General features: G+C 37.4%; 19 protein-coding genes. 5 read left to right on the top strand and 14 right to left on the bottom strand.

The window, feature by feature from the left end; all coding sequences use genetic code 11:
- Nucleotides 1-4 precede the first annotated feature (4 nt).
- From NV377_RS00625 to NV377_RS00600, 6 genes are all read right to left on the bottom strand, one after another.
- Nucleotides 5-1,792, bottom strand: coding sequence for a type 2 periplasmic-binding domain-containing protein (locus NV377_RS00625; RefSeq protein WP_258199250.1), 1,788 nt, complete (start codon nt 1,790-1,792; stop codon nt 5-7).
- A 151-nt stretch (nt 1,793-1,943) separates the two neighbouring features.
- Entirely contained in the window at nt 1,944-2,840 is an 897-nt protein-coding gene (locus NV377_RS00620) for a carbohydrate ABC transporter permease (RefSeq protein WP_258199249.1), read from the bottom strand.
- Nucleotides 2,841-2,870: 30 nt separating this feature from the next.
- Nucleotides 2,871-3,815, bottom strand: a complete 945-nt coding sequence (locus tag NV377_RS00615) for an ABC transporter permease (protein WP_258199248.1) — start codon at nt 3,813-3,815, stop codon at nt 2,871-2,873.
- 376 nt (nt 3,816-4,191) lie between these two features.
- The gene (locus NV377_RS00610) at nt 4,192-4,539 is read right to left on the bottom strand and encodes a hypothetical protein (protein WP_258199247.1); all 348 of its coding nucleotides are present in this window, start codon (nt 4,537-4,539) and stop codon (nt 4,192-4,194) included.
- A 50-nt stretch (nt 4,540-4,589) separates the two neighbouring features.
- The gene (locus NV377_RS00605; RefSeq protein ID WP_258199246.1) at nt 4,590-5,915 is read right to left on the bottom strand and encodes a DUF445 domain-containing protein; all 1,326 of its coding nucleotides are present in this window, start codon (nt 5,913-5,915) and stop codon (nt 4,590-4,592) included.
- Nucleotides 5,912-7,201, bottom strand: a complete 1,290-nt coding sequence (locus tag NV377_RS00600) for a DUF445 domain-containing protein (protein ID WP_258199245.1) — start codon at nt 7,199-7,201, stop codon at nt 5,912-5,914. The genes NV377_RS00605 and NV377_RS00600 overlap by 4 nt, the downstream gene beginning before the upstream one ends.
- Nucleotides 7,202-7,327: 126 nt before the next feature.
- Here NV377_RS00600 and NV377_RS00595 point away from each other — a divergent pair, with 126 nt between their 5' ends.
- Both NV377_RS00595 and NV377_RS00590 read left to right on the top strand, forming a co-directional pair.
- Nucleotides 7,328-8,011, top strand: coding sequence for a response regulator transcription factor (locus tag NV377_RS00595; protein ID WP_258199244.1), 684 nt, complete (start codon nt 7,328-7,330; stop codon nt 8,009-8,011).
- The gene (locus NV377_RS00590) at nt 8,011-9,495 is read left to right on the top strand and encodes a sensor histidine kinase (protein ID WP_258199243.1); all 1,485 of its coding nucleotides are present in this window, start codon (nt 8,011-8,013) and stop codon (nt 9,493-9,495) included. The genes NV377_RS00595 and NV377_RS00590 overlap by 1 nt, the downstream gene beginning before the upstream one ends.
- 100 nt (nt 9,496-9,595) lie before the next feature.
- Here NV377_RS00590 and NV377_RS00585 read toward each other — a convergent pair whose 3' ends face one another.
- Nucleotides 9,596-10,813, bottom strand: a complete 1,218-nt coding sequence (locus NV377_RS00585; RefSeq protein WP_258199242.1) for a purple acid phosphatase family protein — start codon at nt 10,811-10,813, stop codon at nt 9,596-9,598.
- A gap of 157 nt (nt 10,814-10,970) precedes the next feature.
- Here NV377_RS00585 and NV377_RS00580 point away from each other — a divergent pair, with 157 nt between their 5' ends.
- From NV377_RS00580 to NV377_RS00570, 3 genes are read left to right on the top strand one after another with little or no spacing between them, the layout of a single operon-like run.
- A complete protein-coding gene (locus tag NV377_RS00580; protein WP_258199241.1) occupies nt 10,971-11,684 on the top strand; it encodes a polyphosphate polymerase domain-containing protein in 714 nt (237 codons plus the stop codon).
- The gene (locus NV377_RS00575) at nt 11,684-12,412 is read left to right on the top strand and encodes a DUF4956 domain-containing protein (protein WP_258199240.1); all 729 of its coding nucleotides are present in this window, start codon (nt 11,684-11,686) and stop codon (nt 12,410-12,412) included. The genes NV377_RS00580 and NV377_RS00575 overlap by 1 nt, the downstream gene beginning before the upstream one ends.
- 14 nt (nt 12,413-12,426) lie before the next feature.
- Entirely contained in the window at nt 12,427-14,346 is a 1,920-nt protein-coding gene (locus tag NV377_RS00570; RefSeq protein ID WP_258199239.1) for a CotH kinase family protein, read from the top strand.
- A gap of 80 nt (nt 14,347-14,426) precedes the next feature.
- On the opposite strand, the gene NV377_RS00565 is transcribed toward NV377_RS00570, so the two are convergent.
- The 7 genes from NV377_RS00565 to NV377_RS00535 form a co-directional block, all read right to left on the bottom strand.
- Nucleotides 14,427-15,719, bottom strand: a complete 1,293-nt coding sequence (locus tag NV377_RS00565; protein ID WP_258199238.1) for an MFS transporter — start codon at nt 15,717-15,719, stop codon at nt 14,427-14,429.
- 211 nt (nt 15,720-15,930) lie between these two features.
- On the bottom strand, nt 15,931-16,824 hold the full coding sequence (rbsK, locus tag NV377_RS00560; protein WP_258199237.1) for a ribokinase: 894 nt from the start codon (nt 16,822-16,824) through the stop codon (nt 15,931-15,933).
- A gap of 24 nt (nt 16,825-16,848) precedes the next feature.
- Nucleotides 16,849-18,954 (bottom strand): ADP-ribosylglycohydrolase family protein, encoded by a 2,106-nt coding sequence (locus tag NV377_RS00555; protein ID WP_258199236.1) that lies wholly within the window; start codon nt 18,952-18,954, stop codon nt 16,849-16,851.
- Entirely contained in the window at nt 18,951-20,129 is a 1,179-nt protein-coding gene (locus tag NV377_RS00550) for an ADP-ribosylglycohydrolase family protein (protein ID WP_258199235.1), read from the bottom strand. Before NV377_RS00550 ends, NV377_RS00555 begins: the two co-directional genes overlap by 4 nt.
- Nucleotides 20,130-20,211: 82 nt before the next feature.
- Nucleotides 20,212-21,717, bottom strand: coding sequence for an extracellular solute-binding protein (locus NV377_RS00545; protein WP_258199234.1), 1,506 nt, complete (start codon nt 21,715-21,717; stop codon nt 20,212-20,214).
- Between the two features lie 30 nt (nt 21,718-21,747).
- Entirely contained in the window at nt 21,748-22,632 is an 885-nt protein-coding gene (locus NV377_RS00540) for a carbohydrate ABC transporter permease (RefSeq protein ID WP_258199233.1), read from the bottom strand.
- A 12-nt stretch (nt 22,633-22,644) separates the two neighbouring features.
- A complete protein-coding gene (locus NV377_RS00535) occupies nt 22,645-23,541 on the bottom strand; it encodes an ABC transporter permease (RefSeq protein WP_258199232.1) in 897 nt (298 codons plus the stop codon).
- Between the last annotated feature and the right edge of the window lie 18 nt (nt 23,542-23,559).

The raw sequence follows: 23,559 nt of genomic DNA, 5'->3' as shown, positions 1-23,559 counted from the left end.
TGAATTAAGAAGATTTGCGAGCTTCGAATACTACTTTATGTTGCTCTTTATTGAATGCAACAACTTCATCATAGCCTAGACCTTTTGCTTTATTGATCATTTCTTCTTTCAACTTGTCGAATTGTGCTTGATCGTTAGCATAGATTAATTTCCATGAATACTCTTTAATTACAGCAGCGACTTGACCTTGTTTTTGTTTCAGATCATCGCTCATCTCTACATAAGGTTTACCTGTAAAGATAGCTTTTTGTACTGCGATTTTATTGTTTTTCACAAACCATTCAACCGCTGTATTAGCTCCCATAGCTGCTCTCCAATTTTCATCTAATTTCGTTGGAGCTTTCGCTAGAGTAGATGTCCATAGACTGTAATCGTATGGATCACCATTCTCAGGATTAATCATACTTGTTTTGAATGTTGTATTATTAATTTGGTTACGTCCATCATCCCAAACACCGCCACCAAATTCTGCAGGAATTGCAGTTTTATTAGATGGGAACGCTTCTAACCCAAGAGCAGTCAATACTGGTTTTCCATCTACAAGTTCCCACGCCATGCCTTCAGGACCATAGTTCGCAGTTAGAGTTCCTTCCGGAGTGTACAACCAATCAATTAGTTCCATTACACGATCAGGATGTTCCGTTTTGGAACCAATTGCATATACACGATTACCACCATATGGATTAAATCCATATGAGAACGATCTTGCTTCATCGAATGGTACAAGGTGGAAACCTTTACCTTCTGCAGTACGTTCAGGTGTATTGTAAGCATCATCAAACCAAGAGAACCATGAGAATAGAACTTGACCATCAGTCATTTTATTTACAGCATCACCAAAGTTTTGCGTAATTGAATCAGGATCAACTAAGCCCATTTGATTGGCATCAAAGTAAAGTTTTAATCCTCTCATGTAATAGCTGTTCTCATCAAGGATTGATTGAACTTCTTCTGTATCCGCAGATACTAAAGTGAAACCACCTGGATTGAATCCATCGCCTTCTTCAAAACCATGCATACCTGCCCAAGCTTTAGTGTTCATCATCATGTTACCATCCCAGTCACCCCACATAGAGAATGCATAAGTTGGTTTACCGCTATCACTTTCTGGTTGAGCCTCTTGCATTGCTTTTAGAACTGGAAGGTAATCTTCCATTGTTTTGATTGCTGGTTTACCTATCGCTTCATAAAGATCCCAGCGAAGGTTAGGGTGGTAGTTAAGCTCTTGTGCTTCAGAAGGACCAGCTGTATCAGGACCTACATCATTACCAACGCCATAAATAGCAGTACCTCCACCAAATTGTGCTGTGTTTTTCTCAAGTGCTTTTGGTGCATTTTGTAGTAAGTTTTTACCGTATTGATCTACTAAACCATCTTTGTTCCAGTCAAGTAACATACCTGCTGCGATCGCATCAGTGTACTTTGCATCAGTATCACCGAATACAACTAGATCACCAAGATCGCCACCGGCCATCATCGTTTGGAATTTCGTATCTCCTCCACCTTCAAGGTTAGATGCGATAATATTAATATTGATATTGAATTTTTCTTTGACTACATGTGCAAACCAACCTGTTTGCTCACCTGAGAAATTAGAAAGCATAGAGAAAATATCAATTGTAATTTCATCACGTGTAACAGGCTCAACTACATCAGTACCTTCATTGCTAGTCTTAGGAGCTGGAGTAGGGGTAGTTTTCGGGTCATTGCCTTTAGATCCACATGCCGCTAATAATGAAACACACATTACAAATACTAAAAGAGTTACTAATGATCTCTTTGTTTTAACCATTTTTTGTTACTCCCTTCTTATTTTAAACTTCACAATGGTATTACCGTTACACTCTGAGGAAACCACCTCCCAAAACTTTTTGTGAAAAGTTACTTCGTAAGCATTAGCTAAAACTTTTTTATCAAAAAGTTACTTCGTAAGCGATGATAAATTAGCCTTTTACTGCACCGATCATAATTCCTTTTACGAAATAACGTTGGAAGAATGGATACACTGCAAGAATTGGAGTAACTACGATCATTGCTACAGTTGTTCGAACAGATGTAGACGTTTGCAATTTCGACAAATCAATGTTTTCTAATCCTTGACCTGATTTAATAATGGCTGCTAATGAATTCGATTCATTCAAATATTTATATAGTACAAACTGCAATGTGTAGTATTTATCTTTAGTCATTAGGAAGACTGTATCCATGAATGAATTCCACTGATTTACTGCTGAGAATATTGCAATCGTAGCAACGATTGGCATAATAAGTGGGAATACGATGCGAGTAAACAGTGTAAATGTACCTGCACCATCCATTTCAGCAGATTCTTCAAGTGCTTCAGGTAAAGATTCAACAAATGTTTTTACTAGAATGACGTTGAAAGGTGAGATGATTGCCGGAAGAACATACGCCCAAAAATTATTCGTTAAGTTCAAATTCATCATAACGATAAACCAAGGAATGATTCCTGCATTGAAATACATTGTTACAATAACGAAACGGTACCAAAATACGCGACCAGCCATTTTACGTTTTGTAAATATATAACCTAGAAATGCCGAACCAATTACTGTACCAATTGTTCCAAGTACCGTTCTTCCTACTGATACTAATGCAGCATGTGATAAGCCCTTTACTTGCAATACCTGAATATAATTCGAGAAATGTATTCCTTTAGGGAAGAAAGTTACAGACCCATTAGCACTGAGTGCATTATCACTTATTGTCTGAATGAACAAATAATAAAATGGGAATATACAAATGATCGTTATTATTCCGAATCCTGAGTAATTCAAAACTTGAAACAATCTATCAGCAAAGCTACGTCGTTGAGTCATACGATGTTCTCCTCTCCTACAATGATTGAACTAGATAACAGATTCCCCTCTTACCCATTTCGAAAGTTGATTCGCGACAAAGAGTAAGAATATACTTACAAATGATTTCAACATACTAACAGCAGTAGCAAAGGAGAAGTTATAACCGACAAGTCCTGTGTTATATACGTACAAATCGAGAACCTCTATCGAGTCCTTATTCAAGCTGTTTTGGAAGACAAAGTATTGCTCTAGACCGTTATTCATAAAGTTTGCAATCGATAGCAATAACAATACGAAGAATGTTGACATCACACCAGGTAACGTAATGTGCCACATTAAGCGGAAACGTCCCGCTCCATCAACCTTTGCAGCATCGTATAATTCTTGGTCTATCGAAGTAATAGCGGCGATATAGAGTATTGCACTCCAACCTAGCGTTTTCCAAATATTCCAGAGTGTCATCTTGATCCAAATGAAGTCTGGAGAAGCTAAGTAATTAATAGCTTTTTCTTGAAATCCTAACTGAATCATTAACTTATTAACGATTCCGTTATCTACTGAAAACAACATGAACGCAATCGCGTACACAAGTACCCAGCTAATAAAGTTAGGTAATGTCGTTAACGTCTGTACAACGCGCTTGTACCAATTCGTCTTAATTTCAACGAGCAATACTGCGAAGATAACAGGCAATATTGATGTTAGAAGTCCTAATGTACTAATACCGAATGTATTCTTTAATACTCTAGTAACTTCTTTCACTTGAAATTCATTGTTGATTATTGATGTAAACCATTTAAATCCAACAAACTCAGTGTCCAATAACGGAAATCCGACGCGATAATTGAAGAATGCATACGTCCAACCGTATAGAGGGAAATAGCTAAATACAAAGACTAATATTAAAAATGGTGACGCATACAGCAATAAGCGATATTTGGTGCTTATTGTAAACTTTTTTCGAACCGGTTTACTTTCAAGTGCAGGATTCATAGTTACCCTCCTAAAACTTTTCATAACTACTTGTCATACTTCCTTGGTGATGAAAAGTAGCTTCGGAAGCATTTACTTAAAACTTTTCATGAGCTAATTTTCATACTTCCCTGATGATGAAAAGTAGTATTTGTTACACTTTCGTAAGCGCTTACTAATATCTAATAAATTTATTTTATGCTTTATTTCAATTATGAAGGGATGGAAAGTTGTCTGTAATATAGTAAAAAACGTATGCAATTAACCAACAAATTTCATCACGGATCCAACATTATTCTACCCTGTACTCACAAAAACGACGTCAAAAAGCGAGTTGAACATGGTATATACCGCGTTCGACTCGCTTTTGATTGTATTTTGTTATGCAATTGGTTGGCTACTTCTTATCAATGATCAATGCAATTTGTTGACGGACTGTATAGGTCTCTTTAAGCTGATCTTCTTGAATAGCTCCGACTTTAATGAGTCCCGTTATTTTGCCTTGATCGGGCTTAGATAACATTCGCCAAAGTTCTGGATCAGGTAACGCATTATATAGTAAATTCTCCTGATATTCTTTTCGCTCAGATGTAACCAATTTCACTTTATAGCTACCGACAATCTGCTCTCTGCTATCTTCTTCCGTCATTTTAGCCAATATCTGTTCTTTCAATTGAGCCAATTCTTGTTCAATTAACTTTTGCTTTTGTTTCAATTGATAATATCGGCTGACTTCACTTTTCATATCATCATCCCCTTACAGAACATAATATGAATATAGTTCAGAGCATATGACTATGAAATAATACCCATATAGTTAAGGAGTGGTTCATATACACCATGTAGTAACATGTATAGTACTGCACCTATGGATGCACCAATTAATGCACCGTTGACACGGATTCGTTGTAAATCAATGTCTACTTTATCTTCCACGAATTCAACCAATCGCTCTTCAGAAAAGGTATCTAATGTTGATCGTACAATCTTCCCTATTACAACATGCTCATGTTCAATGAGATGACTTAGAAAATGCTTTAATTTCGATTCAACTAACTGTTGTGATTGTATATCGGATTTGAACCACTCCCAATATGATCTCACTAATCTAGTCAACCATTTCTGTAATTGAGGATATGGTACTTTTTGTTCTTCATTTACTCCACTTAATTGACTTTGAATGTATGCAATTAATTGCTGTAGCAGTGGAGAAATCGTTATTTCCTGCAGTAATTGTTGCTTCCATTGTTCAATAACCGTTGCTACATCTTGGTCAGCTTCTTGAAGTTGCTCGGCTAGATTTTGTAATTGCTCCGACAACATAACGCGCAGTTCATGCTGTGGATTTTTTAATTGTACTAGCAATAATACGATATCACGATATAGGACATCAGCAGCATCATCAAAATTAACCGCATTTGCTGCTTCTGCGAAAGAAAATAACGTTTTCGCTAACCATCCACCACCGTTTTTCTCTAACGCTTTATCTTTTTCCTGTTCTAGCAAAGCCTTTATTGCCGGTTTTACATCAGGTTGTTGAACTCTTTCTTGGGCTAGTTCAATTAGTTTCTCAATAATAAATTGATCATATTGCTTATCTAACGCATAAGAAAGTCCTTTACCAATGTAAGAAGATGCTGGAGCGCTCTCCATCTTCTCGTTAATTTTAGATGCTACTCCAGTTGCTAACTTCTCACTTTGTACAGAGCTAACTACTTTAGAAAGCAATCGTTGAATCCATTGCTCTGAATTTTTACTATCCCATTTACGATCAACAAATGAAATCAGTATTTCTGACAATTTCATCTTGTTCAATTGTTGTTCGATCATTTCTTTGTTCAAGAGCTGTTCTTCAACTAGATATACAACACCGTCGATTAGTTTATCACGATTTTTGGGAACTATCGCTGTATGGGGAATCCATTTCATCCCAAGTGGATGACGGAACAGTGCAGAAACGGCAAACCAATCGGCTAATGCACCTACCATTCCAGCTTCTGCTATGAATAGTAATGCTTCACACCACCAAGGATGATCAAGCGTCCATTTCAGTATAAGTGAAATAACGAATAAAATCGCTAATAATAACAGGCTAATATTGGCTCTACGACGCATATTCATGATAGCACTCCCCCTAAACTATACTGAATAAGATAAAGGAGAACACCAATTAATGACCCTACGGCAGTACCATTCAAGCGAATATATTGTAAATCCTTCGCTGTTTTCTCCTGTACGAGCGCGATCAATTGCTCCACATCAAATTGTTCTAATTTGGTTCGAACTAATTGCCCAACATACGTATGATTGCGCTCCACAAATTGCATTAGTGCACTCCTTACATAATGATTGAACTGTTCCAGTAGTTCTTGGCGAAATCTTAGTGAGGAAAGTAATTCATCAACTTTAGAATCTAACCAACTTGCTAATACACCTTCTTCATGCTCATACTCTGATTGATCCAACTGATCTCGTAATTGCATTAGAAAATTAGAGATTGTATCTGTTGTTAACAGTGAAGCAGTTAACTTTTCAAATAAAACCTCAATTTTTCTTGATATGTCTGCAGCATACACTTCATCTTCTTGAAGTCTATTGCTAAATCCCACGATATACTGTTGAAGCTTTAACTGCAATGGATGATCATGATCTTGAATAGCCAAGAGAAGATCGTCAGCTATTTTCAGCAACTTTTCAGTTAGCTCATCTGCATTCAATCCAGCAACTCCATTGACAAACTGTCTACCCTTCTTATTCTGTTCGTAAGAACGTAATGCTGTGGCAATAAATTCATGTAAAAACTGCTTTACACCGGGCTTTTCAAGCAATTTTCGCAGTTGTTTAGAAACTGCAGAGATTAGCATATGATCGTACTTTTCTTTCACACTCCAAGTAATAAACTGCTGTATTATCGGAGTAAGCTTGCTATGTTGCAGCCCTTGATTAATAAGGCGATTTAAGGATAAGCTAAATACCGCAGGATTACTTACTTTCAGCAGATCCGTTAGCAGTTGACGAAGCAAACCTTTGATCGCTTGTTTTCCTTCATTACTTTCAACATAATGTACAATAACTGTAGCAGCATCATAACCTTTTAGTTGCTTTATAATCATTTCTGTTGATAGTAGCTCATGTTCTACCATGTCAACGAGCTCATCTATTAATCGATCTCGATTTCGAGCTATAATATTAGTACCTAACCAGTTTGGCCACCGCACTTTCAAAGGTTGACCAAATAGTGCACTAACTGCAAATGAATCAGCTAAACCACCAATCGTTGCAGCGCAAAAAGCAGCGAAAAATAGTCCACCTACAAATGTTTGTTGAAATGGAAAGACTATTAACAATCCAATAAATGATAAAGCAATTGATAAATTAACACTTTGACGTAAATTCCATGTTCTCATAGCAGGACTCCTTAGATGTTTCGATCTTCCATACGATCTTTGATCTTATTATTTTATCCTTTTTTCGACAAATCAGCCACCCTATCTTAATGAACATACCACAGATGCTTAGAAAGGAAGTTATATATGAATAACTTGAATGGAATAAAAATACTATTAGTTGACGACGAGGAAAGTATTCTCCAATTTTTAGAGTTAGGCTTGATGAATGAAGGCGCAACAATTGAAACTGCAGCAAACGGCATACTTGCAATTGAAAAAGCAGAACAATTTAAGCCACATGTTGTTATTCTTGATGTAATGATGCCCGTTATGAACGGGTTTGATGTCTGTAAATCGTTGAAGGATAAGGGCGATGAAATTGCAATTATTATGCTTACTGCCAAAGACGATATTGAGGATCGTGTGAACGGATTTACATTAGGTGCTGATGATTATTTAATTAAGCCCTTCAGCTTCAGTGAATTGATCGCTCGTATTCATGCTCGAGTACGTAATCAGTTTCCTAATCTATTGGGAGAAGTTCGATATGGGCTATTCATCCTAGATGATCGTCGCAAAGAGATCACTTTCGATGATCAAGTGCTGGAGCTTTCTCCAACGGAATATGAATTACTGAGATTACTACTTTTACACAACGGTGCTGTACTAAGTAAAACCAATATATTAGATAAGGTATGGGGCTACGACTTTGGAGGAGAACATAACATTGTAGAAGTGTATGTTCGTGCTATTCGTGAGAAACTAGGAGACAAAGAACATCGAATCATTCGCACCCTTCGAGGCGCTGGCTATAGGATGGATGTGTAATGTCAATAAAAAAGTATTTTCTACATTCATTACGTGGTCAATTAATTACAACTACATTAATTATTATTGCGATTCTATTTCTTCTTATCGGTATACTACAATACGCTTTTATGAGAGATTTTTTATACGAGAATCGTGCTGATGCCATTCATTCACAAATAATGGGCTGGCCACCAAATCCGGCCTTTCTCAAGCAGAATGGTGAATTAACAAGACACAGAGATGATAGTGCACGTACGCCAAACGGACCTATTATGTTTCAGCCAGGAATGGAAGTTAGCTATATTAATTCTGATGGTAGTATAACGATAATATCTGATGATCAAGATGAGCTATCTCCCATCATTACTTCTGAGGATTACGCCCAAATCTTAGAGGCAAGTAAATCCCGTCAACTCAAAAAATATTACATTTATGCTGACAGTGAGGGCGCAGATAAGATGGTTGTCTTTCATCGTAATAACGCTAATCGTGAAAATGGAATTCTACAAGTAAGCATTGAGCTACGCTCCTTACACAAACAACTGTATACGCAGTTAACTATATACATCGTCGCTGCTTTCGTAGCTTTATTAACTGGACTACTAATGTTACTACCAAGTCTGAGAAAGACGTTAAATCCCTTAACGAATGTTATCGATGTTGTAGAACGTACGAATGCTGGTAACCTCTCAGAAAAATTACCAGTCAACCAAAAACAATATGAAATCGATCAATTATCTTTGGCCTATAATAATATGCTCGAAAGAATTGATCATGCTTTCGAGTTAGAGCGGCAAAGCAATGATCGAATGAGACAATTTATCGCGGATGCTTCGCATGAACTTCGAACTCCGATAACATCTATATTCGGTTTTATTGAAGTGCTTCAAAGAGGAGCAATGAACAACAAAACTCATCTTGTGTCTTCTCTAAAAACAATGGAACAAGAGTCTAAACGGATGACTATGTTAGTAGAAAACTTATTACAACTAGCTAAGCTAGATATTACAAATGAAGCGTCCATTCACTCTGTTGATAAATTCAGTCTAACTCAGCTACTAGATAGTATGAAAATGCAACTTGAAATGATGGCGAATGATCGTAAATTGACGATAACAACGATTCCGAACTCTAATTTCTATCTAGAAGGAAATAAAAATCAAATTAAGCAAGTCATTCTTAATCTTGTGCAAAATGCTATTCAGCATACAGACGCTCGATCTGGTGAAATTACAATAGCATTAACTGAATTAGATAATCAAGTTAAGCTAACAATTACTGACAATGGAATAGGAATCTCCAAAGAGCATCTCCCTCAATTATTCCAACGATTTTTCCGTGTTGATCAGGCTAGGTCACGTGCTTCTGGCGGGGCTGGACTCGGTCTTTCTATTTCCAAGTCTATTATCGATGGTCACAAAGGTACAATTGATGTAATAAGTGAAATAGGAATAGGTACAAGTTTTATTATTTTGCTTCCTAAATTAGAAGCTAATGAATAGATGAATAGATGCGCTTGCTAGTATATGAAGCTCAATAATATTTATATAAAAAGCGCAAGATGTCTATGTATTTCATAGATCTTCTTGCGCTTTTCACTTATTATTGCTCAATCGTAAATGAATCAAGTAAATCTCCATTAATATCATAAGCATTATAGATCAGTTCAGTTGCAGAGACTGTTACTGTGCCAAACATTTGTAATTCATTTTGGAAATGAACGGCTTGATATTTTTTATCCTTTTTCTTTTCATTAAACTTCGTACCAGAAGCGTTCATCGTTACATATACCGTACCTTCAGTAATGGTATTAGATTGACCATCGACAGCCTCACCGTCGATTAATGGATAACTTCTTGAATATTCATGGTTATGTCCTTGCAACACAAGCTGAACGCCATACTTATCAAATAATTGTACCCAATCATCTGCTTCATTAAAGCGACTACCACCGTATACGCCTCGATGCATAGAGACGACAATCCACTTTTGTGGATGTTTCTCTAACACTTGTTCTAACCAATTCGTTTGTTCATCAATGTCCCCTTCTGTATTCATACTAATATAGAGCATATTACTATATTCAAAATAATAACTCGTTTCTTCTATAAGCTTATTTGCACCATTTAAAGGCATCGTAAAATGCGTATGATAACTACTAGCCTCTTCATTCAATTGTTCATGATTACCTATTGTTGGCATGAATGGCCGGCCCATCAGTGACTTACTAAATTGGAAGAACCATTTCCACTGTTGCTCGACATTAGGATCTTCTGTCATATCACCGCTGTGCACAATAAATTGAGCTTCTGGTAATGTACTTATCGCTTTCTCTAATGTTTGTCCCCACACCTTAAAATCATTTTCAGTCTCTCCTTGAGAATCTGTTACATGTATAAAGGAAAACTGCTCCTGATCAGCGTTATAGATGTTGAATATTGCATTGTCACTTCGTAACTTCTTGTCCTCTCCACCCACACGATACGTATAACTCATATTCTCTCCAAGACTATCTAATTGAACAGAATAACGGTAATAGATCTCATCATTACTATTAATATATTCTTTTACAGATGCTGTAGTAGATATTACATTATTAGCATTCCACGAGTCGTATTCGGCACTACTAACCCACTCTATATAAGGTTGAACTTCTAACTTGGCAGAACTCCAACTTATAATACGCGTTGTATTATCTACAATGGAGATGGTTACTCCATAAGGCTTCTCATTATCAGATTTCTTCCAATACTCCGCTATACCAATACCGACCAACAATATAACGATAATGACTACTATTCCAATTTTTTCTTTCGTCATGGATATCACCCACTTTCATATCTTTTACAAAAGTTTAACACAAAATACTATTGACAAGCATTCAGCTTACTTTCAGTTACTATTCATTTTCGTATAAGCATTCAACTTTACAATACAACTATACATTGATTATTACGAAATAGAAATGAGGTGTACCATGAGCCAATCGTTAAAGTATCGCAATGAGTTCAAATATTATATTAGTCCTCATCAACGTTTCATTATTACTCAGAAATTAAAAGGCATTTTACAATTAGACCAACATGTGTCTGAAGAAGGGGAATATCATATTCGCAGTCTGTACTTTGATGATATTCAAAATACAGCATTACATGAGAAACTAGGCGGTATTCGAGACCGTGTTAAATATCGAATTCGGATCTACAACAAAAATGATAATGTCATCCACTTTGAGAAAAAAATTAAATATCGTGATTATATCGCCAAAATAAAAGAACCTATTACACGGGCAATGTATGATCAAATTATTGCGGGAAATTATGAAGTATTAAAAGAGGGCAATAAGCCACTACTACTTGAGATTTACAGTCAGATGAAGAACCAATTGCTTCGCCCCATTGTCATTGTTGATTATGTCCGTGAACCTTATGTATCTCGGCATGGGAATGTTCGCATTACATTCGATAAGCAATTACGAACAGGATTAAACAATATCGATATTTTTGATCCTAACTTAAAACCAATACCAGCGCTAGACGACGAAAGAATCATTTTAGAAATTAAGTATGATGAATATTTACCGCAAGCGATACAAGCAGCATTACAGCTTGAAGGCGTAAATCGAACTTCAGCGTCAAAATATGTTATTTGCCGCAAATACAATAAAGCAAACAATTGGGAGGATTATTAATGGAAACAACAAACACAGTAACTTCTGCAGCAGCAGCTACTGATACGACAAGTAACTCATTTACAGATATTATTAAAAATTCGGTGCTTGATAGCTTCGGTACTGATATTGCAATTAGTCAGATTATTATTTCGCTAGCAATTTCATTCATCGTCGGATTATTTATTTATTTCTTATATCGCCGCATATTTAGCGGTATTCTATATTCTAAAAGCTTTAACGTTGCACTTATCGGAATGACGATGATTACAGCCACTGTTATTATTGCTATAAATTCTAATCTAGTACTATCCCTTGGTATGGTTGGTGCGTTGTCCATTGTACGTTTTAGAACACCAATTAAAGACCCCACTGACCTGATCTTCTTATTCTGGGCAGCAGTCGCAGGTATCGTTACAGGAGCTGGTTTCTATACTTTAGCTATTATAGGTTCACTCATTATTGGATTGATCTTGTTCTTCTTTATTAAAGGTGGATCTACAGAAACCCCTTATTTACTTGTTGTTAATTGTGATCATGATACAGCAGAACAACAAGCACAATCTAAAATTTCAGAAGAAGTTAAAAAATTCAATGTTAAACAAAAAACAGTTACTCCAGGCAATATTGAAGTTACGTTTGAAATCCGTCTCAAAGATAAAACTGGTTCATTCATTAATGCTTTGGCAGCTATTCCTGGTGTACAAACTGCCGTATTAATTAGCTACAACGGCGATTACGTATCTTAATCTAGGAGGACGATATGAAATTAACAACCTCAAAATCAATGTTAATCACCGTTAGTCTCCTCCTCATGGTCAGTCTAATTAGTGGGTGCTCTAAGTCGAGTACCTCTAATAAGGTTAATGGTGTAGCTTCTACTAGCAAATTAGACACGATCTACTTTCCTAAGAACGAAATCGTTTCAGTAGATATATCAATAGATGAAACTGCATTTCAAGAGATACTTGATGATCCAACAGCAGAAGCTTACCACTCTGCAAATGTTACTTATAACGGAAAAAAATTTGATAATGTTGGATTTAGGACAAAAGGAAATTCCAGTCTAACATCCGTAGCCAAGATGACGGATTCGGAGCGATATAGTTTCAAGTTATCACTTGACGAGTACGTAACACAAAATATTGAAGGAGTTACAACGATCAATCTCAATAATAATTATAGTGATGCATCGTATATGAGAGAATTTCTTGCTTATGAAATCGCTGAAAACATGAGTATCCCAACCCCTAAACACTCTTTCGTAAATGTGTATATTAATGGAGAGCTTTGGGGGTTATATACAGCAGTCGAACAAATGAATAGCGCGTTTATCGAGCGAGAGTTTGAGGATAGTTCAGGAACATTATATAAATCAAATGGCGGTACTGGCGCAGACTTAACAGCTCTAGCTACGTTTGAAGAATACACTGGCCTTGATGTGAAGTATGGCGAAGCAGACGAAGAAGCGCTCCTTCATATGACGGATGTGCTTAATAATAGTGATCGTTATGAAGAGGTGCTTGATGTTTCGTCAGCATTAAAATTTATAGCGCTCAATACGGTTACCGCTAATCTTGATAGCTATGCTGGAAATTTTAAACACAATTATTATTTATATGAAACCGATGGTATTTTTTCTATAATTCCATGGGATATGAATATGGCATTTGGTGGGTTTGGTGGTTCAGGTATTCTTATTGATGAGCCTACCGGTGTTGCTCTTAATACTAGACCTCTAATTGCTAATCTCATAGCGAGCGATACTTATCGTGAGCAATATCATACTATTATTAACGAATTAGTAGACAGGGAATTCACTAGTGGTCAATTTGTAACAAGAGTGCAAGAAGTTCAATCGTTAATTAGTGACTCGGTTGCTGCTGATCCTACTGCTTTTGTAACTTACGAAGAGTATGAAAAAGGTGTTGCATCATTATTAACTTTCGTGGATACACAAATAGAATCTATTTCAAAACAATTAAGTGGTGAAATTGAATCTGCAGGTGATGGTTCCGGTTCAGCCTCCGGTGGACCAGGCAATGGTGGCGGAGGAAAGATGAACTTTGGTGGTCGAGGCGACAATGCTGATGGTGCGATGACTCCTCCCGATGGCATGAACTTTGGCGGACAAGACGGCAATGCTGATGGTGCGATGGCTCCTCCCGATGGCATGAACTTCGGCGGACAAGACGGCAATGCTGATGGTGCGATGGCTCCTCCCGACGGCATGAACTTTGGCGGAGAAGACGGCAATGCTGATGGTGCGATGACTCCTCCCGATGGCATGAACTTCGGTGGTGGTGCAATGGATCTTCTTAACGGAATGAGTATTGAGGAAGCAAAAACTGTTCTTGAAAGTATAAAAGATGGAACTGCAAATGCAACTGAGTTCCCACTTCCTGATGGTATATCTCTCTATGACGCTCTTACCATGCTTGAACGTATAACAAATAATGAGAATGCTGGTGGAATGAATTTTGGTGGACAGGGCGGAAACCGTGGTCCAGGTAATATGGGTCAATTTCAAATGGGCGGCGGCCTGAATGCTAACCCCTCATCTGTAGTCCCAACGATTTCAACTGAAGTGAAACTAGAACACGCCCTAACAACATTATTCAGTGTCATTGCAATATTAATAGGTGCAAGTTTCATTGTCCTATTCCGTCGAAAACGTCTCTAGATTCGAAAGCTGAATGTACAAGTATTAGATATGGATAGTCCCAGTCTTACTTAGCTACATTCAGCTTTATATTATACCGATTATTTGGCTATATTATTGCTCTTGGAACTAACGCTATTAGTAACTACCGCTCTAGGCTCTTTCCTTATGCATATTAGAATTAAAAACTGTGCAGAAGCCATTGATATTATTATTATTGGTAACCAAATCGAATCAAGATCACTAGCAAAAATAATTAACAAAATAATTGCAAAGATCCTTCCTAAGTTAAGGAATAATTCCCTCATAACGACAGCTTCTACTTTCAATTGCCCCTTTAGTGGCAATGCAGTAATAGTTCTATAGAAATACGAGGTCAAAGAGTTTGTAATTAATGGTGTACACATAGAGTATATAATCATAAAAATAACGACTGACCATAATTTAACTTCAATTAATAGTAGAAAGGCTCCGATAACTACTCCACATGTTGAAAAGAAAATATATTTTCTTACATACTCTTCTTTCGCAGTTTTGGATATGATATAACCCATCACTACAGTAATTGCAGAGAACAAAACAAGAAAATAACCTACCCAATCTTCTCGATCTAACGCTCTAAACAGCATTATATTCGGCAAGAAGAGCATCACACCTTGAAATAATCCTAAGAACAAGAAGCTGAATAAACCTGCTGTCCAGTTTAGATGTTTCTTCATTACTATACCTACATATTTCAAATAATAAGTACGGTGATGATTGACTGTTGCTTTAATTTTCATACTAATAATAGCCGCTAATACAAACATAATGAAAGCGAAGACGAATATTAGTATATACCCTTGCAGCCCATCCATCTGATGAATAATTAGTCCAGCTAATGCAGGTCCGGCCAAACCGGCTAAATTAAACGTAATTGTATTAATCGCCAGATAACGTATACGGTTACGCTCGGTTGAAACATCATATTGTAAAACTAAATACCCGGTCCAATAAAAACCTCCTGCAATACCGTTCAATAGCGCAAATATAATATAATATTGCGGTACTGCTTCACCAGTTAATATAACTAGTAAATAGAAGATTGCGAAAAATGAAATACCGAGTCGATACACTACCATTCGATCATGTCTCTTCGCAACTAATCCACCGACAGCAAATGCGATTGGTGTAATTGCAAAGTTGATCATGTTATACACCGCATTGATTGTAAAGTCTCCTGTCAGCCTCCACAAGTACAAATTGAGGAATAACCCTGACATCGATGCTCCGAATTGAAAAAAAGCATGAATAGTAAGTGATACAACAGCATCTTTGCTAAGCCTAAGGTCGTGTGGTAATGAATCATTCGTGAAATACTGCCTTATTCTAGCAATGAGGCTACCTTGTGACATGCAGATTCTCTCCCTTGTATGTAATGACTTTCCAACCATCTCAGTGTATCATAGAAACAGTTTTGCAAGCCGGAAAATAAATCTCGCAATGATATAAAGTTTTGCTAAGTCTCGTATTAAGTTATATCTCTATGAGAACAATACTTGCGAAAAAATAGTAGTGACTGGAGAATTCTCAAGTCACTACTACTTGGTAATAAAACTTATTAATCTAATTGGTCATTTCCGCAAGCAACGGGATAGATTGTTGCGCACCTAATCTCGTAACAGATAGTGCTGAGGCTTGAATTGCCATAGAAACAGCTTCATCCATTGTCTGTCCCGCAACAATCATTGCAGCTAGCGTTCCAGAGAACGTATCCCCTGCCGCAGTCGTATCGATCGCATTAACCTTAAGGCCAGACCTATGAACATTATTGCTACCATTATAATAAGCAACACCTTGCTCACCTAACGTAATTAAAGGATACATAATTCCTTTATTACGTAAAACGTCTAACGCAGTAAATGCATCATCTATCGTATGAATTTCTACTCCAGTATACAATCTGCATTCTATTTCGTTAGGTGTGAAGTAATGAATGCCTTGTAGAATGTAATCGTCCAGCGGAAGTGCAGGAGCTGGATTCAAGAAAATCGGAACTTTGCCTTTCACGACAGAAATAACTTCGTAAACCGTTTCAATCGGAATTTCCAACTGAAGCATTATTGCGGATGCAGACAATAGCTCAGATTCTAATTTGCGAATATCCTCTGGCAATAGACAACTGTTCGCTCCACTTGCCAATATAATAGAGTTGTTACCATCTTTCACCGTAATGGAGGCAACACCTGTCGAAATACCCGCTTCCTTAACTATAAAATCCGTTTGCACACCATAATTCGATAGATCGTCGAGAAGAGATTGACCAAAGATATCATCGCCGACCTTCGCCATCATCCATGTATCAGCGCCCATTTTCGCGCAAGCTACTGCCTGATTAGCACCTTTACCGCCGCCTGATAGAAAGAATCCCTCTCCATTAATCGTCTCTCCCACTTCTGGAATTCGGCTAGTCTGCATGACCATATCCATATTCATGCTGCCAATTACAATTATCTTCATACTCTTCTCCAATTCACCTTAGGACTATAATTCTGTCACACGAATATCGCGATAGCTTGTTCTTGCAGCAGTATTCGTACTAACACCGTACATTCCATAACTAAAGGTGTCATCCTCATGTTGTAATACGACTGTACCACCTATGCTCAATGATACTAAGTTTCCGTTAGCTGTTACTTCGAAATGATAATCTTGATTATGTGACCAATTAAACTCAGCAGATGCTAACAACTTATGACCAAAATCATTCACATAAAGTGACACTTGACCTTCTCCGTCAAATCCAATGTGGTATCCTCGCATCGCGCCTTGTGCTCGCACTGCTACAAGATGTGAATGTCCACTTTGTGCATTCAATACCATTGAAACCTTATAATCTCTAGCAAAATACGCACCTGTGTAGGCTTCACTTGGTTCAGCAGTCATTAAATGCATAGCACCATTTTCTATTCTCCATGCTCCATGATTATGTGCAAACGGTGTAATACAACCAAAATCAACGCGCTGCTTAGCAAAATCAATCGCATAATTTGCTTTTCCATATATTCTAAATTCATCAATGAAGATGCGTCCTAAGCTTTTCGGTTTCTTCGGTGTATAGGCTTCGAATACGATACCAACCTCATCAATCAAATCGCCTTTAGAATCCGGGATCGTGAATTCTAATTCTATCCATTGCTCACCCACAAGTTTCACATAACCTTGGATTAACTCTTTTTTACTGGAAGCAAGACGAACATATGGAGCAACACCTGGTGTTTCATTGCCTTCCCATTGATCCAAGTAAATTTTCATAGATACCGTTTGACCAGAATATGCTTTTGGCGCAAACGTAGGTGAATACCTTTCGTCGTTGAACTCGTCTCTTGTGTAGAAAGGTTTATAGTATATTTTGCATTGCTCACCGCGTAACATGCGATCAAATAAAACTTGTAGCGAACCAGTACCACTATAAGAATACTCTGTAGAATGTTTCGCTTCACAGAAGAACGAATTTGATAGACGCATATTATGAGTAGAGCCCGGCAATTCAAAATCAAAGTAAACTTCGTCTTCTTTAAAGCTTTTAAGTAATTCAGCTGGGCAAGGTTCATTAGCTAGACGATAGCCAAGTATAGCTAACTCCTTCGCATATGATGGAATGTCTAGAATGTTAAGGTATCCTGAAATACCTGACATTACGATAGAATCGTTAATTGGTTTACGGTATTTATCCGCAATCCCTTCAAGCCCACATGCAACACCTAGTACAGTCCCAACGTTACCAGCATTACAATCTGTATCCCAACCGCACATTGTTGCAATTTCAACAGTACGATTGAAGTCTCCTTCACCATATACCATCGCTAGAATACATACACCAGCATTAGGAATCATGTGACAGACGCCTGGATATTTATCATAACCCCAGTCTCTTTCAAGCATATCACGGCAATCACGGAAATTAGCAGGATGTTTCTTATGGAAAGCGATAACCGCTCTAGCAACTTGGTAATAAAGAGATGTGGTTGGGATTTGTGCTAGACCCGCTTCAATAATTTCACTTACATCACTAGTGTCAAATGCTTTGGCAATAGCTGCACAGAAGAATCTTGCACCATATACGCCTTCACCATCATGCGATACTCTTGCAGCAGCTTCACCAAAATCAGCAGCTTTTTGCGGATTACCTGGATTAACTAGCCCCCATGTATCAATAAAGATTTGACCACCAATTTGTTCGGCGATTGTCGTACCATTTTGTGCAATCGATCCAGATTGCGGTGCTTCAATTCCATTTTTCAAATTGATAAAAGCAGTATGTTCTGTACTAATCCCATATCCGCCCCACCAGAACATGCCTACACCCTCACGTGCATAGTTCATCCATGCTCTAGCAACATCTTGAGGTACGATATCTCTATCCTTAGCATCGTCATACAATGCTCGCAAGAAATAGAATGGACCATTGGCGTCGTCATCTGCTGCAAAGTTTTTGAAAGGCTTCACATAATCAGTAATATCACCGTACGTATTAAGAATTCGCTCATAAGACCAAATCGTTGGTTCAACTGGTGCTCCTAGTCGAATACCGATGTTCATTCCCAAATAACCCGCATAGATCTTTTCCAAATAATTAGTTGCTATCATGCTGATGCACCGCCTCCGAGTGTTGATAAAATATGTTGTTGCCTTGCATTACTCTGATTGAAATCTTCTATAATAATGGCTTCTGCTACCTCAATGAAACGATCACAATTTTGATCTATATTTTGCTTACTTACATTTTCTAAAGCAATACGTTCATCAAGAGGAATTGCTGATACGCCATGCATAGCTCCAAGAATAGCTCCAATCATAACCCCGATTGAATCTGTATCACGGCCGGAGCTTACTCCGTCTTTCACTGCTTCTGTCAAATTTCCTTCATGTAACATCATGAATCCCATTGCAAGTGGTAGTTCCTCTATGGAAAATAGTCTACTCGGTGTGTAATGATTCGTAGCAATACCAAGCTTATGTTCTCCTCTATTCACATCATTGCCCATCGGAGAATATTGACCTATTACTTCATGGAATTTACGTACAACCTCATCACGATCTTCTTTATTATGTTTAAGCATTATCGCCGCATCGCATATATCATGAATTGCTCGCTTTGTTCCATCTTTGGCATAATGCAGAGCTGTATCAATAACTTGCTCTACCGATACACCTGGCTCAAAGGCTTTCGCTACACTACAAGCCATAACTCCTGCTGCTTCTAAGCCATAGCTGAGTTGATGACCAGATGCGAACAAGATGGCCTCGTCATATGCTCCCCTTGGATTACAAGCATTAATAATACCAATCGGAGAGATATACATCGCCGCGCCGCAATTGACCATATTACCATAGCCGCCCTCGCGTGGCTCACAGTTCGCTAATACATGTCGATTGAAAATATGTTTTTCCGGATAAAATAGTCGGTCTAGTATTAATGCTTCTCTACCGAATTCCGGAATATATCTAGGACGATAAGCTATTTCTTTCACAAATTCATTAGCTATATCATAAGCATCCAAATGACGATTTTCTGTACAATAAACATTCATTAGCGCTAAAGTCATTAGCGTATCATCCGTTATTATTCCCATCCCACGCATTCTTGAAAGACGGGCTGATTCAGACCAATCTGCTTTCCACCACTTCGTTTGTGTTGTTTCTACTCGACCATATTTCTCTTTAATTTGCTCATAGGTCATTTTTTCCACGACTGCGCCCATCGCGTCGCCGTATGCTGTCCCGAATACTACACCCTTTACTCTATCGGAAAACGTAACCATTATTAATCCACCCCTCCCTTAAGGGTACGGGGCAACAAAGCCCCGTACTTTATACTTTTTTTTGCATACGCTAACTCAATACCTACTTAATGTTTTGATTTGCATATTCAGTCATAGCTTTACCACCAGCTGCATTGAAGCTTTCTACCATTTTGTCAAAATCATTAATTGAAGCTTTACCAGTAACAACGTTAGCTGCATATTCTTTATAGATAGCGATTGCCGCATCCCAAGCTGCAGATTGATCAGCAGGAATCACAAAAGCATTATCTTTTGTTGAATAAGTTTGCACTAGATCAAGTGACTCTAATGCTGCAGTGGATAAGAATGGAGTTTCAGGATTAAATGTTTGTTCAGGCTTGAAATTCATCGTGTTGTCAATGAAATGTGCATACCAAGCTGGGAATTTATCTGTTAAAGTAATTTGGTTATCAGCGATTGTATATTCATCACCTTCAACACCAAGCTGATCTAACATTAAACCATCAGGACTTGCCATATACTCTAGTAATGCAAATGCAGCATCTTTATTTTTAGATAATTTAGAAATTGCAAAACCACGATCTTCTTTACTTACATTGATTGGAACAAAACCTTGACCGACACCTTTAGCTGGAACAAGTGGCATTACTTCTACACCGTTTTGCTCCATCATTTTTGTATTGTAAATATTAATTACTTTACCTTGACGACCAGCGATAACTGCTGCATCTCCATCATAGAATGCTTGTTCTTTCGTATCCCATTTCTTCGTTAAATATTCAGGATCAAGTAAACCTTCTTGATATAGTTTTGCATAGAAATCTAACTTGTCTTTACCGAATTTGGATACAGCGCCATATACATAGCTACCGCTATCGTCTTTCACCCAAGTAGATGTCATACCAAATGCTTGTGTAAATAGTGGATCAATCTCATCTAAAGTGCCAGCAGTCGTATAGACATATTTAGCTCCACTAACTTCCTTAAGCTCTTTGAAGAATGTAAGATAGTTATCAGTTGTAGGATTTTCTAGTAATGTTTTTCCTGATGCTGTTTGATCGAACCAATCTTTACGTACAACTGCTACTGAAGTTGTTGTTGGGGCAGCATATACTAGATACGGATACTCTTTCATTCTTTCTAAGTTATAGTCTGAAAGCGAAGCTTTCAAATGTGTTGATTTCTCGATATAAGGCGTCAAATCTTCCAAAATTCCTTGTGTAATTGCAAATTGATAGTCTCCACCTTGGAAATACATCAAGTCTGGAATTGTACCACTTTGTAGTAGCAGACCAAGTTTTTCAGAATATGTTCCACTTTGAACTGGAACAATTTCAAGTTTGACAGGAGTTCCTTGTGCTTTCATACCTTCTTCAATTTTAGCAATTAACTTTACTGTATTCGGATCATCCAATGGGAAATCCTTATTCACGAATGTAAGCGTTACGGGCTCCTTATCGGCTGGTGTATTTGTGCCATTGTTAGTTGCAGGAGTTTTTGAACCTGTATTCGTGCCGTTGTTACCATTTTTTCCTCCACAAGCTGTAACCAGCAATGCGATTGCGACCATAAGGATTAGCATGATATTCATCTTTTTTCTGTTCATTCTGTATTTCCTCCCTTTTTGTAAACACATTTATTCTTTAACTCCGCCTTCCATTACTCCGCCAGTATAATGCTTCAGAATAATAGGGTAGAGCATGAGAATCGGAACGATAGCAATCACGATTGTAGCAGCCTTCAAAGCCGAGAAATCTAGTTGTGCAACACTAGAATTTTTGAGTAATTCTGCTGCACCGACTAATGTCGAAGTATCTCTCTCTACAATAAATTGCCTTAACATAACTTGAAGCACCGTATTTTCTTTACTTGAAAGAAAAATACTTGATTTGAAAAATTCATTCCATTTCACTACAGCATAGAACATACCAATTGTCATTAATGGCACTCGTGCTAGCGGAAGAACGATTCTCATAAAGAGCTTCATATGTCCTGCACCATCAATCTTTGCTGCCTCAATTAGTGATTCTGGAATATCTTCGATAAACCTCATCATGATAATAAGGTAATAAACATTAACAAGTCGGTAAACGACCATTGCCCACAAGTTATCTAGTAGAGCGATATCCTTCATTACCATATATTCTTGAATAATACCTGGTTCAAAAATCATAATAATAATGAGAAATACCATTATTGGAGTTTTTCCTACAAGGTTTTTTCTAGTTAATACATAAGCTGTGACCGTCGTAAGAAAAATACTAGATACTGTACCTACAATCGTAATGAATAAGGAATTGATTAATGCTTGACTAACAATTGGATTTTGAAGTACGACCTGAAAATGAATAAGTGAAAAGCCTCTCGGTAGTATTTCATAACCTTGTAACAAGTGAACTCGATCTGGACTAGAGAAAGCCCGGGCGAACATATTCACAATAGGAACGAACATCGTTAATGTGAGTAGAGAAAGAATCGCTCCTATGAACAACTTGGACAAGGTAATCTTGTTTCCTATCATATTCGGGCCTCCTTACCATGCGCCTTTTGAAGTCAATTTTTTGGAAATAAAGTGAGTGGATAGTACGAGAATGACACCTATAACACTCTTAAATAAACTAGCAGCCGTTGCGAATGAATATTCAAAATTCAATAATCCAACGCGATATACATAAGTGTCGATAATATCTATCTTGCTGTTAACTGCATCATTGGTAAAGTTGAGTATTTGATCTAGCCCAGCATTCATTAGGAATCCAATGTTCAGAATAAATATTGTGACCATGGGAATGTAGAGATGTGGGATTACAATTTTAGTAACGATATGCCAACGATTTGCTCCATCTACATACGCTGCTTCGTACAAGCTAGGACTTATTCCAATGATTGCTGCTAGGAATATGATTGAATCCCAGCCAATACTACGCCAAGCTTCGCTTAGTACCAAAATCCAACGTATGGAAGATTTATCTGTTAAAAAATCATGGGCAGGAAATCCAAATAATTGAATGATACCGTTTACAATTCCTTTTGAAGGTGACATAAATTCAAACCAAATCCCTGCAATAACAACCCATGAAAGAAAGTGAGGCAAGTATGATATTACTTGAATACTCTTCCGGAAGCTCCCATTTCTAAATTCATTGAGTAATAGTGCAAAGATAACAGGAAGAGGGAAAATAATAACTATTTTCATAGCACTAACAATTAAAGTGTTCATCAGGACATTCGTAAATACTGGTGTATTAAACAATGCTGTAAAGTACTTCATTCCTACGAATACGTTATCGCCTATAATGCGGTACTCATAAAATGCCAGCTTCATTCCTAAAATAGGCCAAATATGAAAAATGAAAAAGTAAGCAAAAGCCGGAACGAGCATAATGTATAACATTTTGTCTTTCCACATTTGCATTAAACGAGAACTCATTGCTTTCACCCCTATTCG

This window comes from Paenibacillus endoradicis, assembly GCF_024721975.1.
Note: the sequence above shows the minus strand (reverse complement) of the source record. Positions and strands in the feature narration are given on the sequence as shown.

What these genes read in the sequence shown, in the direction of transcription:
- NV377_RS00565 (WP_258199238.1), bottom strand. Translation starts at nt 15,719, where the DNA reads ATGTCACAAGGTAGCCTCATTGCTAGAATAAGGCAGTATTTCACGAAT.
- NV377_RS00600 (WP_258199245.1), bottom strand. Translation starts at nt 7,201, where the DNA reads ATGAGAACATGGAATTTACGTCAAAGTGTTAATTTATCAATTGCTTTA.
- NV377_RS00615 (WP_258199248.1), bottom strand. Translation starts at nt 3,815, where the DNA reads ATGAATCCTGCACTTGAAAGTAAACCGGTTCGAAAAAAGTTTACAATA.
- NV377_RS00535 (WP_258199232.1), bottom strand. Translation starts at nt 23,541, where the DNA reads ATGAGTTCTCGTTTAATGCAAATGTGGAAAGACAAAATGTTATACATT.
- NV377_RS00545 (WP_258199234.1), bottom strand. Translation starts at nt 21,717, where the DNA reads ATGAACAGAAAAAAGATGAATATCATGCTAATCCTTATGGTCGCAATC.
- rbsK (WP_258199237.1), bottom strand. Translation starts at nt 16,824, where the DNA reads ATGAAGATAATTGTAATTGGCAGCATGAATATGGATATGGTCATGCAG.
- NV377_RS00585 (WP_258199242.1), bottom strand. Translation starts at nt 10,813, where the DNA reads ATGACGAAAGAAAAAATTGGAATAGTAGTCATTATCGTTATATTGTTG.
- NV377_RS00625 (WP_258199250.1), bottom strand. Translation starts at nt 1,792, where the DNA reads ATGGTTAAAACAAAGAGATCATTAGTAACTCTTTTAGTATTTGTAATG.
- NV377_RS00580 (WP_258199241.1), top strand. Translation starts at nt 10,971, where the DNA reads ATGAGCCAATCGTTAAAGTATCGCAATGAGTTCAAATATTATATTAGT.
- NV377_RS00590 (WP_258199243.1), top strand. Translation starts at nt 8,011, where the DNA reads ATGTCAATAAAAAAGTATTTTCTACATTCATTACGTGGTCAATTAATT.
- NV377_RS00575 (WP_258199240.1), top strand. Translation starts at nt 11,684, where the DNA reads ATGGAAACAACAAACACAGTAACTTCTGCAGCAGCAGCTACTGATACG.
- NV377_RS00540 (WP_258199233.1), bottom strand. Translation starts at nt 22,632, where the DNA reads ATGATAGGAAACAAGATTACCTTGTCCAAGTTGTTCATAGGAGCGATT.
- NV377_RS00605 (WP_258199246.1), bottom strand. Translation starts at nt 5,915, where the DNA reads ATGAATATGCGTCGTAGAGCCAATATTAGCCTGTTATTATTAGCGATT.
- NV377_RS00620 (WP_258199249.1), bottom strand. Translation starts at nt 2,840, where the DNA reads ATGACTCAACGACGTAGCTTTGCTGATAGATTGTTTCAAGTTTTGAAT.
- NV377_RS00610 (WP_258199247.1), bottom strand. Translation starts at nt 4,539, where the DNA reads ATGAAAAGTGAAGTCAGCCGATATTATCAATTGAAACAAAAGCAAAAG.
- NV377_RS00570 (WP_258199239.1), top strand. Translation starts at nt 12,427, where the DNA reads ATGAAATTAACAACCTCAAAATCAATGTTAATCACCGTTAGTCTCCTC.
- NV377_RS00555 (WP_258199236.1), bottom strand. Translation starts at nt 18,954, where the DNA reads ATGATAGCAACTAATTATTTGGAAAAGATCTATGCGGGTTATTTGGGA.
- NV377_RS00595 (WP_258199244.1), top strand. Translation starts at nt 7,328, where the DNA reads ATGAATAACTTGAATGGAATAAAAATACTATTAGTTGACGACGAGGAA.
- NV377_RS00550 (WP_258199235.1), bottom strand. Translation starts at nt 20,129, where the DNA reads ATGGTTACGTTTTCCGATAGAGTAAAGGGTGTAGTATTCGGGACAGCA.